General features: G+C 43.7%; 12 protein-coding genes. 5 read left to right on the forward strand and 7 right to left on the reverse strand.

The window, feature by feature from the left end; all coding sequences use genetic code 11:
- The coding region (locus AK965_RS19775) for an Ig-like domain-containing protein (protein ID WP_172438207.1) at window positions 1-741 on the reverse strand (741 nt) is incomplete at its 3' end.
- A gap of 405 nt (window positions 742-1,146) precedes the next feature.
- Here AK965_RS19775 and AK965_RS19780 point away from each other — a divergent pair.
- The 4 genes from AK965_RS19780 to AK965_RS19795 all read left to right on the forward strand — a co-directional run bounded on the left by AK965_RS19780 (window position 1,147) and on the right by AK965_RS19795 (window position 5,675).
- Window positions 1,147-2,454 carry a TolC family outer membrane protein gene (locus AK965_RS19780; protein ID WP_099081197.1) on the forward strand — a complete coding sequence of 436 codons (1,308 nt, stop codon included), beginning with the start codon at window positions 1,147-1,149 and terminating at the stop codon, window positions 2,452-2,454.
- A 2-nt stretch (window positions 2,455-2,456) separates the two neighbouring features.
- Window positions 2,457-3,071 (forward strand): OmpA family protein, encoded by a 615-nt coding sequence (locus AK965_RS19785; protein WP_099081198.1) that lies wholly within the window; start codon window positions 2,457-2,459, stop codon window positions 3,069-3,071.
- A 111-nt stretch (window positions 3,072-3,182) separates the two neighbouring features.
- Window positions 3,183-3,536, forward strand: a complete 354-nt coding sequence (locus AK965_RS19790) for a DUF2750 domain-containing protein (protein ID WP_099081199.1) — start codon at window positions 3,183-3,185, stop codon at window positions 3,534-3,536.
- Between the two features lie 186 nt (window positions 3,537-3,722).
- Window positions 3,723-5,675: a GGDEF domain-containing protein gene (locus tag AK965_RS19795; protein ID WP_099081200.1), complete on the forward strand. Its 1,953-nt coding sequence runs from the start codon at window positions 3,723-3,725 to the stop codon at window positions 5,673-5,675.
- Here AK965_RS19795 and queC read toward each other — a convergent pair.
- Both queC and queE read right to left on the reverse strand, forming a co-directional pair.
- Window positions 5,662-6,345 (reverse strand): 7-cyano-7-deazaguanine synthase QueC, encoded by a 684-nt coding sequence (gene queC, locus AK965_RS19800; RefSeq protein WP_099081201.1) that lies wholly within the window; start codon window positions 6,343-6,345, stop codon window positions 5,662-5,664. The genes AK965_RS19795 and queC overlap by 14 nt on opposite strands.
- Before the next feature lie 14 nt (window positions 6,346-6,359).
- Window positions 6,360-7,010, reverse strand: a complete 651-nt coding sequence (queE, locus tag AK965_RS19805) for a 7-carboxy-7-deazaguanine synthase QueE (protein ID WP_172438208.1) — start codon at window positions 7,008-7,010, stop codon at window positions 6,360-6,362.
- Window positions 7,011-7,175: 165 nt separating this feature from the next.
- Here queE and AK965_RS19810 point away from each other — a divergent pair, with 165 nt between their 5' ends.
- Window positions 7,176-7,985, forward strand: a complete 810-nt coding sequence (locus AK965_RS19810) for a Cof-type HAD-IIB family hydrolase (RefSeq protein WP_099081202.1) — start codon at window positions 7,176-7,178, stop codon at window positions 7,983-7,985.
- 62 nt (window positions 7,986-8,047) lie between these two features.
- On the opposite strand, the gene AK965_RS19815 is transcribed toward AK965_RS19810, so the two are convergent.
- From AK965_RS19815 to prpF, 4 genes are all read right to left on the reverse strand, one after another.
- Window positions 8,048-9,478, reverse strand: coding sequence for a bifunctional NUDIX hydrolase/phosphatase PAP2 family protein (locus AK965_RS19815; protein WP_099081203.1), 1,431 nt, complete (start codon window positions 9,476-9,478; stop codon window positions 8,048-8,050).
- A gap of 221 nt (window positions 9,479-9,699) precedes the next feature.
- Window positions 9,700-10,179 (reverse strand): GNAT family N-acetyltransferase, encoded by a 480-nt coding sequence (locus tag AK965_RS19820; protein WP_099081204.1) that lies wholly within the window; start codon window positions 10,177-10,179, stop codon window positions 9,700-9,702.
- A 130-nt stretch (window positions 10,180-10,309) separates the two neighbouring features.
- Window positions 10,310-12,187, reverse strand: a complete 1,878-nt coding sequence (locus AK965_RS19825) for a propionyl-CoA synthetase (protein WP_099081205.1) — start codon at window positions 12,185-12,187, stop codon at window positions 10,310-10,312.
- Window positions 12,188-12,231: 44 nt separating this feature from the next.
- Window positions 12,232-13,419, reverse strand: a complete 1,188-nt coding sequence (gene prpF / locus AK965_RS19830) for a 2-methylaconitate cis-trans isomerase PrpF (protein WP_099081206.1) — start codon at window positions 13,417-13,419, stop codon at window positions 12,232-12,234.
- Window positions 13,420-13,542 lie beyond the last annotated feature (123 nt).

Consider the following 13,542-nt stretch of genomic DNA (forward strand, 5'->3'; position numbering starts at 1 on the left):
GTCAACGATTTCAGGATCGTCGTTCGCTGGTGTCACGCCAATATTTACGGTGATCGTGTCCGTACCGCCTTGGCCGTCAGACACCTCAACGGTGAAACTGTCTGAGCCGCTGTAATCGTCGTTCGGGGTGTAGGTCCAGTTACCGTCGGTGTCCACCGTCACTGAACCGTTAGTCGGATCGCTACCTTTGTTGAAGGTCAGCTCGTCGCCATCAACGTCAGTTGCGTTCAGTTTGCCGCTGATTGGTGTATCTTCGTCAGTAGTGACCTCAAGGTCAGCACCAATAGGTTGGTTGTTTAAATCGACAAAGATTGGTTCAAAAATATTGAACTGTTCGAGCAGAGTAAGACTTTGCGTTTCTGATAAACCCAAAGATTGCAAACCACTTGTTTCAAAATTGGTGTCCGCGAGCAACTCTACGCCAGTTCGGTCGATTGTTCCGCTTGCTTGCAGACTAGAGCCATTATTTTGACCTGCGGCTGGTGCAAAGTCTTCATCTAGCAAGGTAGGATCTTGGCCCGCTTCTAATGCCCCGATGATCTGAGCAACATCATCAGAAACATCTCGAATTCCGTCTTCATTTACAACTTGTACCTGAAAACCATCTGACTTTGCCTCATTCTTAGCAATGATAACTTCCCCTATTAAGGGCTGCTGGTTCTCATTAAGGACTTTTAATTGCCCATCCAAACCTATTACAACGAGTTGCTCACCAAGTGATACCAAGGTTGTACGTTCCATCTAAACCCCTAACCGAAAGTTACGCCAATATTTTGACTAATAATAATGATTTGACATATTTTGCCTCATAATATAACGCAATAACAGTAATTTAACACCAATTTATAACGTTCAGGTCACATATTGTGTATGCTACTCACCAAGACAACAATGCGAAACCAATTGCATTTATTTAAAGAACGACATTCTCAAAAACGCTTTAAAAGAGTGATTCCCGTTCAGAATAACCAACGCTTGCACTTAATAATTAATAATTAATAATTTTTTACCGTCACTACGCTATGTGGATGAATTGTAAGGTTGATTATGCACTGCGTTGTGCGTTAAATTATTGACGCCCATGGAGACATCTCATTTATAAGAATTATTTTTGTCTCTGACATTACTTTATTTAGGAGAATCACAGTGAAGTGGACTCATGCCAACGCCTTTTGTTTAGGTGTACTCACCGCTAGCCCTGCTTTAGGGCAAACTTTAGAGCAAGCGGTTGAAAACACGCTTAAAACTAACCCTGACATCAAAAGCGCGTACAATGAATACGTGAGCAAGTTGTATGTGAATAACGCCTCGAGCGGTGCATACCTTCCATCTGTCGATCTCGACGCAGGGATCGGGTATGAGGGTATCGATCCCGCAGAACAAAGAGACTCAACCGATCTAACTCGCAAAGAAGCAACGATTACTTTGTCTCAATTAATTTGGGATGGTTCAGCAACGCTGAATGACATCGAACGCACAGCAGCCGATGCAGAATCTGTTCGCTATCAATTACTTGCTGACGCACAAGATACTGCACTAGAGGTCACGAACGTGTATTTAGATGCGGTAAAAGCATACGAAATTTTAGCGCTTTCAGAAAGCAACTTGAAAGTTCATAAAAAAATCTATCAAAATGTTAAAAAGCGCGTCGACTCCGGTATCGGCTCTACCGTAGACTTAACTCAGGTAGAAGCACGTTTAGCAAAAGCTCACGGTAACCTTGCCGCTGCGCAAAATAACCTGTTTGATAGCCATATAATGTTCACTCGTATTGTTGGTCAATCTCCCCAAGGACTCATTTTTCCAAGAGCAGATCAAAACTTCATCCCATATACGGTTGATGATGCGATCAACTTGGCATTTAATTCCCACCCAGTAATCAAAATATCTATCGCAGACGTCGACTCAGCAAAGTTTCAATACAAGCAATCAAAAGGGACTTACTACCCAACGATTTCGCTTGAAGCGGCTCAGACATGGCGTGATGACGCCGGTGGCTTTGAAGGCCAAAGCGATGAAACCACCGCAATGATTCGAATGCGCTACAATCTGTTTAACGGTGGTAGTGATGTAGCTAATGCTGAGAGTTTTGCATACCAGTTAAATAAAGCAAAAGATTTACGTGAACGCGCCTATCGTAATGTCGAAGAAGGACTACGGTTGTCGTGGAACGCATTGGCTCTGACGCTACAGCAAAAAGAATTCCTCTCTGATCACGTCGACTACACATCAGAAACAGTCATTGCCTATGAAAAACAGTATCGGATTGGCAAACGAACTCTCCTTGACTTGCTCAACACGGAAAATGAATTGTTCCAAGCAAGAAAAGATTACATAGATGCAAAATACGGTGAACAGTATGCGAAGTATCGAGTCATGAACGCGACGGGACAATTATTAAACGCCCTGCGTGTTGACGTACCAACAGAGTGGAATCAGAAGGTGGAGTACTAAGCATGGATGCAATTAAGATTCTATTAGCTTTAGGGGTTATGGCAACGGCATATCCGGCAATAGCGCAGGAGGAATACGACTACCAGCCAGCACCAACTGCGGAGCAAATTGCAGATTTGATGGATGATGATAGTGATGGTGTCATCAATACGCGTGACTTATGTCCAGGCACGCCAATCGGTTCAGAAATCGACAATGATGGTTGTGGTGAATACATTAAGTCTTCAGAAAAAATGCAGGTAAGGGTTCTCTTTGCCAACGATTCCGATCAAATCGAACCTGTATTCCAGCGCCAAATCCGCGAACTTTCCGACTTTCTTAAAGAGTACAAAACCACCACTATCGAACTTCGCGGCTATGCAAGTAAAACTGGGGGAACTGAGCACAACCAAACACTTTCAGAGCGTCGTGCCAAGAATGTTCGCCAAATGCTGTTAAATTATGGTATTGCAGCCGAGCGTGTGCGAATTATCGGTTTTGGAGATACACACCTTGCGACTGCAGGAACCGACGAAGTAAGCCATGCGCTAAATCGCCGTGTCACCGCTTCTGTCATCGGCTACAAAGGTGAGGTCAAGAAAGAGTGGTCAATATTTACCACTCTTCCAAAAAGTTAATGCAAGGAGCTTCGGCTCCTTTTCTTTTTCAAGCTCCGCAAACCGTATTATGCTTTAGGAATCGGCGCTTTAGTGCTAATCTAGCCACGTCATAACAATGAGAGTTTTGAAATGAGCAAACTTACATCAGATATCCAAGCAAACTTAGATCTTTTCGTTACTGAAACTAAACAAAACCAATTGGTTTGGGGTCTGCGTAATGAAGAAGGCTGGCTATCTTGCGATTCAACTGAATTCGAAAACAGCGAAGTCATGCCTTTCTGGTCGACTAAAGAAGATGCAGTAGCACATAATGTTGAAGAATGGGCCGACTTCAAAGTCCTAGAAATTCCACTTGATATCTTTGTAGAAGATTGGCTTCTAACTCTTGCTGAAGATGGTGTTCTTGTTGGTACTAACTGGAATGCGCAGCTAGAGGGTAAAGAAATGGAACCTCAAGATTTAGCGAAGCTTTACATCGACTAAACATCTAGGGCCTTTGCGATCACAGCGAAGGCCTACCTTTTCTTTATTTCGCTTCAAGATCGACAGAGCGGATCGTTTTTGTCAACCCCACCACAATTCCTCTCGACTTTTGTTATCTGGCACAACTTATCATTGGTATATAATACCGAACCAAACGTGATAATAAGAATATAAGGTTACATCACTATGCGTCCCCTACTCTCTTTGCTTGCTTCATTACTTTTATTCAGCCAAGCAAACGCAAGTGACTCACAAAGCTTCACCCAATGGCATTCCGTTTACCAATCCACCATTAAAACGAGTAGTGAATCTGCATTGGCCATGCTTCAAGACCGATACCACACTGCTAATACAAATCATGAAAAATTGTATGTGAGTGGGATGATTTATGAGTACATGTCGAACATCAATCAACCATACTACGGTAGCAGTCAAGCGCTTGGTAACCGCTTTGCAAAGCTGGAATCAAAGTACATCCTTGCGATCTCAGAATATAAAAAGGGTAATTACGATACCTCTGTAAATATTTTTACCTCATTACGGGAAAACACTAAACAGTATTCTGACGTTGAAAGTACCGCACTGATGAATTTTCATTTGTGTTACATACTCAATCGACAAGGGCAATATCACAAAGCAAACTTCTATTGCTCCTCACTTGCGAATCACTTAGAGGACAATCATTATGAAGGTTTTCCTGAAGATCTTGCAATGCGTGTCATCGCCAATAACTATGATTTTCGAGGCGAGTATGAGACAGCATTGCAGTTATATCGCCGCTTACTTAAAGAAATGCCATCACAGAGTGACCCAACTGGTGTCTATAATGATGTCGGTGTTTTGCTTATTGAATTAGGCCAGTTTGAACAATCTGAGCAATATCTCATTCAAGCGTTACTTGCTCGTCAACTGGATGGGACGCCAAGAGAGGTGGCGCAAGTTGAGCACAGCCTCGCTACGATGTATAGCAAGCAAAATGAACTAGACAAAGCGATCACCCACTATAAAAACGCAATGACGATCCTTGAAAAGCATAACCACCCATATGGACTTGGCTTAACCTACTTAGGTTTAGGTTCTGAGTATGTAGTATCTGGGGATTTTAAAAGTGGAGTACCTTACATAAAGAAAGCACTTGAGCTTGGAAAGCAGCATAATAACAAACGATTACAAATAGAAAGCCACCTAGCTGCTGGTGAAGCTTACCTGATGCACGGTATGGTGGACCTGGCAATCGAACACGGCAAGGCTGCTTTGACGTTAGCTCGCGAAAACTCAACAAATGCTCTACAAGCGAATGCGCAACTTCTACTGTTTCATGGCTACCGCCAGACAGAAGATCTTTCATCCGCCCTCTTTCACTTTGAGAATTACGTTACCCTTGAGTTAGCAACCCGAGATAGCAACAACATCAAAGCGATTGAAGCACTAGACCTAACAAAAAAGGAATATGAGTACGAACTTCAGCTCACCAAAATAGCGAATGAACGTAATCTAAAATTACTTGAGTTCAGTGAATTTAACGAACAGAAACGCGCCTATATCTTTGTGATATTTTGTTTGTTGACGCTGCTATTAGCTATCTTCTATGTACAACGAAAAACGCGTAACAAATCGCTCTTGGATAGCCTAACGGGTTCACTCAATCGCAGTGCGATAATCGATAAAATCAAGGCTCAATGCTATCAATGTACTGATGATATGCGCTACGTTTTAGTGTTATTGGATCTAGACAACTTTAAGCTGATCAATGATAACTTCGGTCACCCAACAGGGGATCTTGTATTAAAACAGGTTTGCAAAGCACTTCGATCTAAGCTCAATAAAGGTGAATACTTGGGTCGGTTAGGTGGTGAGGAATTTGTTCTACTATTGAAGAACGTTGACGATATTGATGTGCAATTTCGTGTACATAGTCTACACAAAACGATTTCAGAGAAGCCGATAAAAACGAAAACAAATCAATTACTCAACGTTACGGCAAGCTTGGCCTATATTTCGACATCTAAAGCTCTAACTAACTTTGATGAGCTTTATGCGATTTTAGACCAAGCTTTATATCAGGCGAAGAAGAATGGCCGTAATACCATTGTTGACGCCTATAACGAACCTATTGATCTGCCAATTACTGCTTTTTAAGCAACGACTGCATGACAACATTTTTATTGTTTAAATAATCATCTAAACCCGCTTTGCGTAAATCGCATGACGGACAGTCGCCACAACCGTCACCAATGATGCCGTTGTAACAAGTAAGCGTATTCTCACGCACCAGTTGCAAGGCATCATACTGATCAGCCAATGCCCAAGTTTCGGCTTTATTTAACCACATTAGTGGCGTTTTGATTTCAAATTGACGATCCATCCCCTTAACTAGCGCGCTGTTCATTGCTTTAACAAATTCATCACGGCAATCTGGGTAGCCACTAAAATCGGTCTCACACACACCTGTAATCACCGTTTCTGCACCAATTTGGTATGCGTAAATACCCGCTAAAGTTAGGAATAATATATTACGGCCAGGTACAAAAGAGTTTGGCAAACCGTTTTCTTGTAACTCATGAGAGACAGGAATATCATCACGCGTCAATGAACTGATTGCCAACTCATTGAGTAACCCAACATCCATCACTTTGTGTGCAGCGACACCCAAATCTTTCGCTAATCTTTCAGCAACTTCAATCTCTAGTTTATGACGTTGACCATAGTCGAATGTAATGGCGTGAACTTCATCAAACTCTTTCAACGCCTGAACTAAACATGTTGTAGAGTCCTGCCCACCACTGAAAACAACAACCGCTTTTTTCATTTTATTCTCCAAGCTTAAGCAATACTTAAGTATTTATGAGTTTGAATCGACAAACGCCAGTTGCGAGCAACACACGTATCGATACACAGTTGTGTTGCGCGAGACTTTTGGCTGATTGGTTGAAGCGCAATGATGGTTTTCATTGATACCTTCGCAGAGGTAAGCAACACATCCAATTGGTCAATGTCTTTTTGAGTGCCAACCGGATGCTTAATTTCATTTGCACGCTCTAACGCACTTTTCAGTACAGGAAGCTTACCCTTCATTGCTACTTTTGGTGACACCGTCACCCATGTGTTTTCAGAAGTCAAAACTTCCGATGTGCCACTTGTTTCAATTTGGCACTGACAACCCATGGCTTCAAACGCCGCCGTGAGTGAACGTAAGTCGTAAATGCACGGCTCACCACCAGTGATGACGATATGCTTCGCGTTAAAACCTTGTTTTTTATATTCTTCTACGATGTCATCGGCAGAGGCTAAACACCACGTTGGTGAATCTTCCATTTTCACTAAGATGTCACCTATCTGACGCTGATCTTCCGCTTCCGCATACCAAGTTTGTTTCGTATCACACCAAGAACACCCCACTGGGCACTCTTGCAAGCGCACAAAAACTGCAGGTACACCAGTGAAAACCCCTTCCCCTTGGATGGTTTCAAACATCTCATTTAGCTTATACAACGCAGCACTCACTCCACTCATTATACTTTGAGGCGAAGACATTAATAGAGAGGCGCACTCAGGTCAATTTAAACCAAAAATTAATTGTTAAAATGGGTCTTTTTGTAGTTTCATACGCAGGTTTCCCATTTTTAAAGGTAAGTAATGATGTACAAACTGATCGCCCTCGATATGGATGGCACGTTGCTAAACAGCGATAAAATAATTTCAGAAGAGAACAAACAAGCCATCGCTAAAGCACGCGCAGCGGGTGTTACTGTTGTTCTCGCTTCTGGTCGCCCACTTGAAGGGATGCAAGATAAGCTCGATGAACTGTGCATTGATTCAGATAAAGATTTTGTCTTGTACTACAACGGCTCAATGGTAAAGAACATTGGCACCAATGAAATTATTCATCAACAAATTATCGATGGTAAGGCGGCAAAGAAGATCGCACGCAACGCACAAGAGCTTGGCGCATTCGTGCATGCATTCAGTCAAGAGCATGGATTAATCACCACAGAAAACAACCCTTACACTGATATCGAAGCAAAAATCAATGGATTAGAAATTACTGAGATGAACTTCGAAGCATTGGAAGACGATCACCCAATCATTAAAGCAATGATGGTTGCCGAGCCTAATACGCTGAATGATGTGATTGCTGCGCTGCCTACTGAACTACGTGAAGAGTTTACCGTCGTACAGAGTGCCCCATTTTTCCTTGAGTTCCTTAACCCTTTAAGTAACAAAGGCATTGGGGTTGCTGCTATTGCTGAATACCTTGGTATTAAAGCCGAAGAGGTAATTTGTATGGGTGATGCTGAGAATGATCACCACATGCTGCAATACGCAGGTCTTGGTATAGCGATGGCAAATGCAATGGAAGAAACGAAGCAAATCGCAGATTACATTACTAAAAGTAATGATGATCACGGTGTTGCTAGGTCGATCGAAAAGTTTGTGTTAAATCCATAACGGACAGGGTTTTAAGCTCAATAAAAAGCCTCGCATTGACGAGGCTTTTTGGTTCGTTGATATTACTCAGTTCTATTGTCTCTCGTTAGTTTCTTCGCCAAAGTCATGAACAGTAACATCAGTATTGGGTAGTGTAACGTTTTAAACACGAGTGACCAAAAACCACTAAATGACACCATTGATACTGAATATAAATACAATTGATCAACCAATAACAATACCAATATCACGAACAGCATCTGACGGCGATCAAACCTTGCTGAGGTATTCTTAAAAGCCAAGACCAATGCAGATGTGGTAATAATGATGGCCAACCAACTAACAAACACAGGTAGAGGCCAAAGAATGGAGAGTACCGCTGTAATTATGGTCATGGTGAACCAAACGCCTTTTGAACTCAGCAATTGATCGACATTTATGTCAGGCTTGGCTTCCAATCGCAGCACATGCCAAGCGACTAAAACACCTAACACCGCGCCAATCATCATATCCAGAATAAATGCCGTACCCAAAAAGAACTTACATGCCATCACAAACAAAGTTACAACGCTGACACATAGTGTTTCTCGGTTAATACCAAAACGCTGCGTCTTTTGGAAGATGAAGGTCACCACACAGGACCAGATCGCGATTGGCAGACTTGGGAAACTAAAACCAAAACTGTGAGTAAGTTCTGCAATGGGCGTATAAACATGCGGCCTTGGCAAAGCAAAGCCTTGCTGTGCGACTAACACCATCAAAGAAGTAGCCGTCAGAGCAAAAAACAGGCGATAAACAAAGCCAATACCGAATCGCATCATGACAAAGGGAAATAAAAACAGTAAAAATGTGGGATTAGTTAATCCGGTCACTAACTTCGCTATCTCACATGCGGTAGCGCGACTGTTTTCTGAGAAAGAGCTAGCCCAAGTTTGTAAATCAACCATCCAAGTCAATTCTAACTGCCTAAATGAAGGTGCTGATTCAATCAACTGGTTGACGTACACCACGGATTGGTCCGTCGCATCATTGTAAAAGCGAAGAATGTCATTCCACTGTGATGGATAGCGGTACAGCGAAGCAATTAATTCATTAGGAGGTAATAACATCGCAGACGCAATTTCTACCCCATAATGTGGAGCAAACCACGTTGGGAGCTCATTGGCACCTAACGCATTTTCCATAGAAAACGCGATCACATCCGAATCAGATGCACAATCATAGAAAATTGCCGTGTCTGTTCGCCCAAGCTCTTCACCTACGGTGACAACCAGTCCCGTCTCTTCCCATGTCTCTCTTTGTGCCGCTAGTTGGGGGGATTCACCTTCTATAATGGTTCCGCCAGGTAATGAAATTCTGTCCGTTAATACTTCATGTACGAGTACAATTTTGTCGTCGACACGAACAATACAAAGGGCACCTTTCAAACTATCGGATGAAGGATTTGCTATCGCAAAAGGGGCGACCAGAAATGAAAGAGAATATAGGACAAGAAAAAATAGCGGTCTCAGCACAAAAAATACAACCTTAAAAAATGATCGCCAGTATGGTTCTGACAAAAAAAGACACAACCCGAAATATCGTGCGAGATTTTGCCAGTTATATTAATTTGCTGTCAAAAGTAATTACGTCGATCCCTTCCATTCTCATTGTTAATACAACGTTTGCTAAAGGACCTAGGTTTGGGATTGGATAGATAAACATGTTATAAGTAGCACCTATCACGTCACACTTATCACTTGTTGAGTGACTTTCTTAACCAGTGGATATGATGACCAAAACCATGTTTTTGATACAGTGCAATTGCCGTTTGGTTAAAATCCCATACTTCGACAAACATCTGTTTTACACCATAATCAAGAAACGTCGCTTCCATCTTATCTATCAAGGCTTTCGCGGCCCCCTGCTTACGATAATCGGGTAATACGTATAACTCATCAACACTACCCATCAAGACAGGTTTACTTACGGTAGAGATCAATTCACAGAAGTGACCTGAAATAAAGCCGATGATTTCATCTTCATCCTTTGCTACAAAGACCAAGCACTCCGGATTATCAAGATAACGAGCAATGCTTTTTTCTTGCTCAATCTCTTCTGCCGTTTTGAACAGCTCTGGAGATTGCAGGTGGTGTTCATCATGCAGTTCAAACATAAGGTCATTGAGAGACTCTAGATCGTTGAAACAGGCGGGTTTGATAACAAGTGTCGACATAGAAAGAATTCCTGAACAAGAACCCGCATAGTGTGTTATCAAATATGATTTATGGCAAGCAAGATTAAGAGAAAAGCCCCGAATACCAATACGATGCGGGGCGCGAACAAATATAATATTAACGGCCTAACTAACGCTTGAGTACCCTTTCGATTTCACTCAAACTACTTGGGTCATCAATCGTAGAAGGAATTGCGTACTTCTCACCATCAGCAATTTGACGAATGGTACGACGTAAAATCTTACCCGAGCGGGTTTTTGGCAATCGATCCACAACCAATGCATGTTTGAAGCAAGCCACCGCACCAATCTGACTACGAACCTTACCGACCAACTCTCCTTCCAGAGCTAACTCATCCACTTTAATGCCGTCTTTTAACACCACAAAACCAAGCGGCAATTGGCCTTTCAGCTCGTCATGGATACCGACAACCGCACACTCGGCAATCGCAGGGTGCCCACCGACAATTTCTTCCATTTCGCCCGTTGATAAGCGGTGCCCAGCTACGTTAATGACATCATCGATACGTCCCATAATAAATAGGTAACCATCTTCATCAAGGTAACCACCATCTCCGGAAACGTAGTAACCGGGAAACTGGCTTAAATATCCTGTTTCAAATCGGTCATGATTACGCCATATCGTCGGTAAACAGCTGGGTGGTAACGGCCGTTTCAAAGCGACGAAGCCTTGTTGATTTGCTGCAACAGGAAGCCCAAGTTCGTTAAGGATCTCTACCTGATACCCAGGGATAGGCTTCGTTGCCGAACCGGCTTTTACTGTCATCAGCTCAATACCTGTCGGGTTACCTGCGATAGCCCAGCCCGTTTCGGTTTGCCACCAATGATCGATGACAGGTTTATTTGTTTTGGACTCCACCCACTCCAATGTTGGAGGGTCTAAGCGCTCCCCAGCCATAAAGATGGTTTTCAGCTTTGATAAATCATACTGCTTGATGAACTCGCCATCTGGGTCCTCTTTCTTTATTGCTCGAAACGCTGTTGGCGCAGAGAACAACACATCAACGTTGTATTCATCGCATACTCGCCAGAAAGCACCTGGATCTGGCGTACGAACAGGTTTACCCTCAAATAGGACGGTTGTACAACCATGAATCAATGGTGCGTACACAATATACGAGTGTCCTACAACCCAACCAACGTCCGAAGCAGCCCAAAAAACACCATCCTGATGCACATCATAAATAGAGGTCATTGAGTACTTCATCGCAACCGCATGACCACCGTTATCACGTACAACTCCTTTCGGCTTACCTGTTGTTCCCGATGTATATAGGATGTACAGCGGATCGGTCGACAATACAGGTACGCAAGCGTGCGGCAACGCACTGTTGTATTCTTGCTGCCAATCTAAATCGCGTTCTAAATTCAGCTCTGCCTCACATTGAGGACGCTGCAACACAAACACTTTTTCGGGCTTCCATCGGCTATCCATAATGGCTTGATCAACGAGCGGCTTGTACGGAATGACTTTGTTAACTTCAACCCCACAAGAGGCCGTAAGAATGACTTTTGGCTCTGCATCTTCGATCCGAACCGCAAGTTCATTGGGCGCAAACCCGCCAAATACAACAGAGTGAATCGCGCCTAAACGTGCGCACGCCAACATTGCCATTGCTGCCTCTGGGATCATTGGCATATAAATGACCACTCGATCGCCTTTCCTCACTCCTTGGCTAGATAGCATCCCTGCCACTTTCGCAACTTGGTCACGCAACGCTTTGTAACTGTAGCTTTGCTTATTGCCTGTCACTGGTGAGTCATAAATCAGCGCGGTTTTGTCCCCTCTGCCTTGCTCGCAATGGTAATCCAGTGCGAGCCAAGAGGTATTAAGCACACCATCAGGAAACCAACGTTCAATTCCATGTTCATCAGCATTTAAGATGGTATTTGGCGCATCAAACCAGTCGATATTCTCTGCCTGGGATCGCCAAAAGGCTTCTGGCTCCGTCTGTGCCCAAAGGTATTCTTTCTGATATGCAGACATATTGCATCCTCCAGTATGTCCTGAGGTTGAATTTCAGCTATAAATTATCCAAAGACAGTGGAGGGTACACGTACAAAGCCCTCCATAAGTATTCTCGCACTGCGACTCATGGTGGCTTTCTCTACCACCCAGCCTTGATCGGTTTCTTTCGCTTTCGCACCGACTTTCAGCGTGCCCGATGGGTGGCCAAAGGTGACTGACTCTTTATCACCACCACCTGCTGCTAAGTTTACCAAGGTTCCCGGAACACAAGCTGCTGATGCAATGGCCACTGCCGCCGTCCCCATCATTGCGTGGTGTAATTTACCCATAGAGAGCGCACGCACCAGGACATCCACTTCTCCAGCGGCTACCGGCTTGCCACTCGAAGATAAATAATCTTTTGGTTTCGATACAAACGCGATTTTAGGCGTATGCTGGCGAGTTTGCGCTTCTTCTAATGACGTAATCAGCCCCATTTTGAGTGCCCCGTGAGCTCGGATTGACTCGAACATCGCCAATGCGACTTCATCGTTGTTGATGTCATCTTGCAATTCTGCACCCTGATAGCCTATCGAATCAGCATCAACAAATATCGTTGGTATACCCGCATTGATAAAGGTGGCATTGAAAGTACCGACATTCGGTACCATCAAATCGTCGACTAAATTCCCGGTTGGGAACATGCTGCCTTCACCATCCGCAGGGTCGACGAAATCCACTTGAATTTCTGCCGCAGGGAAAGTCACCCCATCTAGCTCGAATTCCCCAGTTTCTTGTACAAAACCGTTCACTACTGGCACATGAACCAAAATGGTTTTACTGATATTCGCTTGCCATACTTTCACTGTTACGATGCCATTTTCTGGTATGCGGTCTTGAGGGATAAGTCCCGAGTGAATCGCAAACGGCCCCACTGCTGCTGATAAATTTCCACAGTTGCCACTCCAATCAACGAATGGCTTATCGATGGATACTTGGCCAAACAAGTAGTCGATATCGTGGTCCTTCTGAGTGCTGCGGGAAACAATCACAGCTTTACTCGTACTTGACGTAGCGCCGCCCATTCCATCGATTTGCTTTGCATAAGGATCAGGGCTGCCAATCACGCGCAGCAATAGATTGTCTCGCTCTTTGCCTGCGACTTGTGCCTCCGATGGCAAATCCTCTAAGTTAAAAAATACGCCCTTGCTCGTCCCACCGCGCATATACGTTGCTGGCACTTTTATTTGGCTTTGTACTGCTTTTTCCATTTTGTTTATTCTCCTTATTGCGCCAAAAAGTCTTGTGCAAAGCGCTGTAGTACCCCGCCCGCTTGGTAGACATGCACTTCATCGGCCGTGTCTAAGCGGCAGGTGACCGGCACATCGAGTTTT

The organism is Vibrio sp. PID17_43 (assembly GCF_002608565.1).
GTDB lineage: Bacteria > Pseudomonadota > Gammaproteobacteria > Enterobacterales > Vibrionaceae > Vibrio.

Excerpts from the sequence above, each read along its gene's own strand:
- queC (WP_099081201.1), bottom strand. The coding sequence starts at position 6,345 with ATGAAAAAAGCGGTTGTTGTTTTCAGTGGTGGGCAGGACTCTACAACA.
- AK965_RS19790 (WP_099081199.1), top strand. The coding sequence starts at position 3,183 with ATGAGCAAACTTACATCAGATATCCAAGCAAACTTAGATCTTTTCGTT.
- queE (WP_172438208.1), bottom strand. The coding sequence starts at position 7,010 with ATGTTTGAAACCATCCAAGGGGAAGGGGTTTTCACTGGTGTACCTGCA.
- AK965_RS19785 (WP_099081198.1), top strand. The coding sequence starts at position 2,457 with ATGGATGCAATTAAGATTCTATTAGCTTTAGGGGTTATGGCAACGGCA.
- AK965_RS19795 (WP_099081200.1), top strand. The coding sequence starts at position 3,723 with ATGCGTCCCCTACTCTCTTTGCTTGCTTCATTACTTTTATTCAGCCAA.
- AK965_RS19825 (WP_099081205.1), bottom strand. The coding sequence starts at position 12,187 with ATGTCTGCATATCAGAAAGAATACCTTTGGGCACAGACGGAGCCAGAA.
- AK965_RS19810 (WP_099081202.1), top strand. The coding sequence starts at position 7,176 with ATGTACAAACTGATCGCCCTCGATATGGATGGCACGTTGCTAAACAGC.
- prpF (WP_099081206.1), bottom strand. The coding sequence starts at position 13,419 with ATGGAAAAAGCAGTACAAAGCCAAATAAAAGTGCCAGCAACGTATATG.
- AK965_RS19820 (WP_099081204.1), bottom strand. The coding sequence starts at position 10,179 with ATGTCGACACTTGTTATCAAACCCGCCTGTTTCAACGATCTAGAGTCT.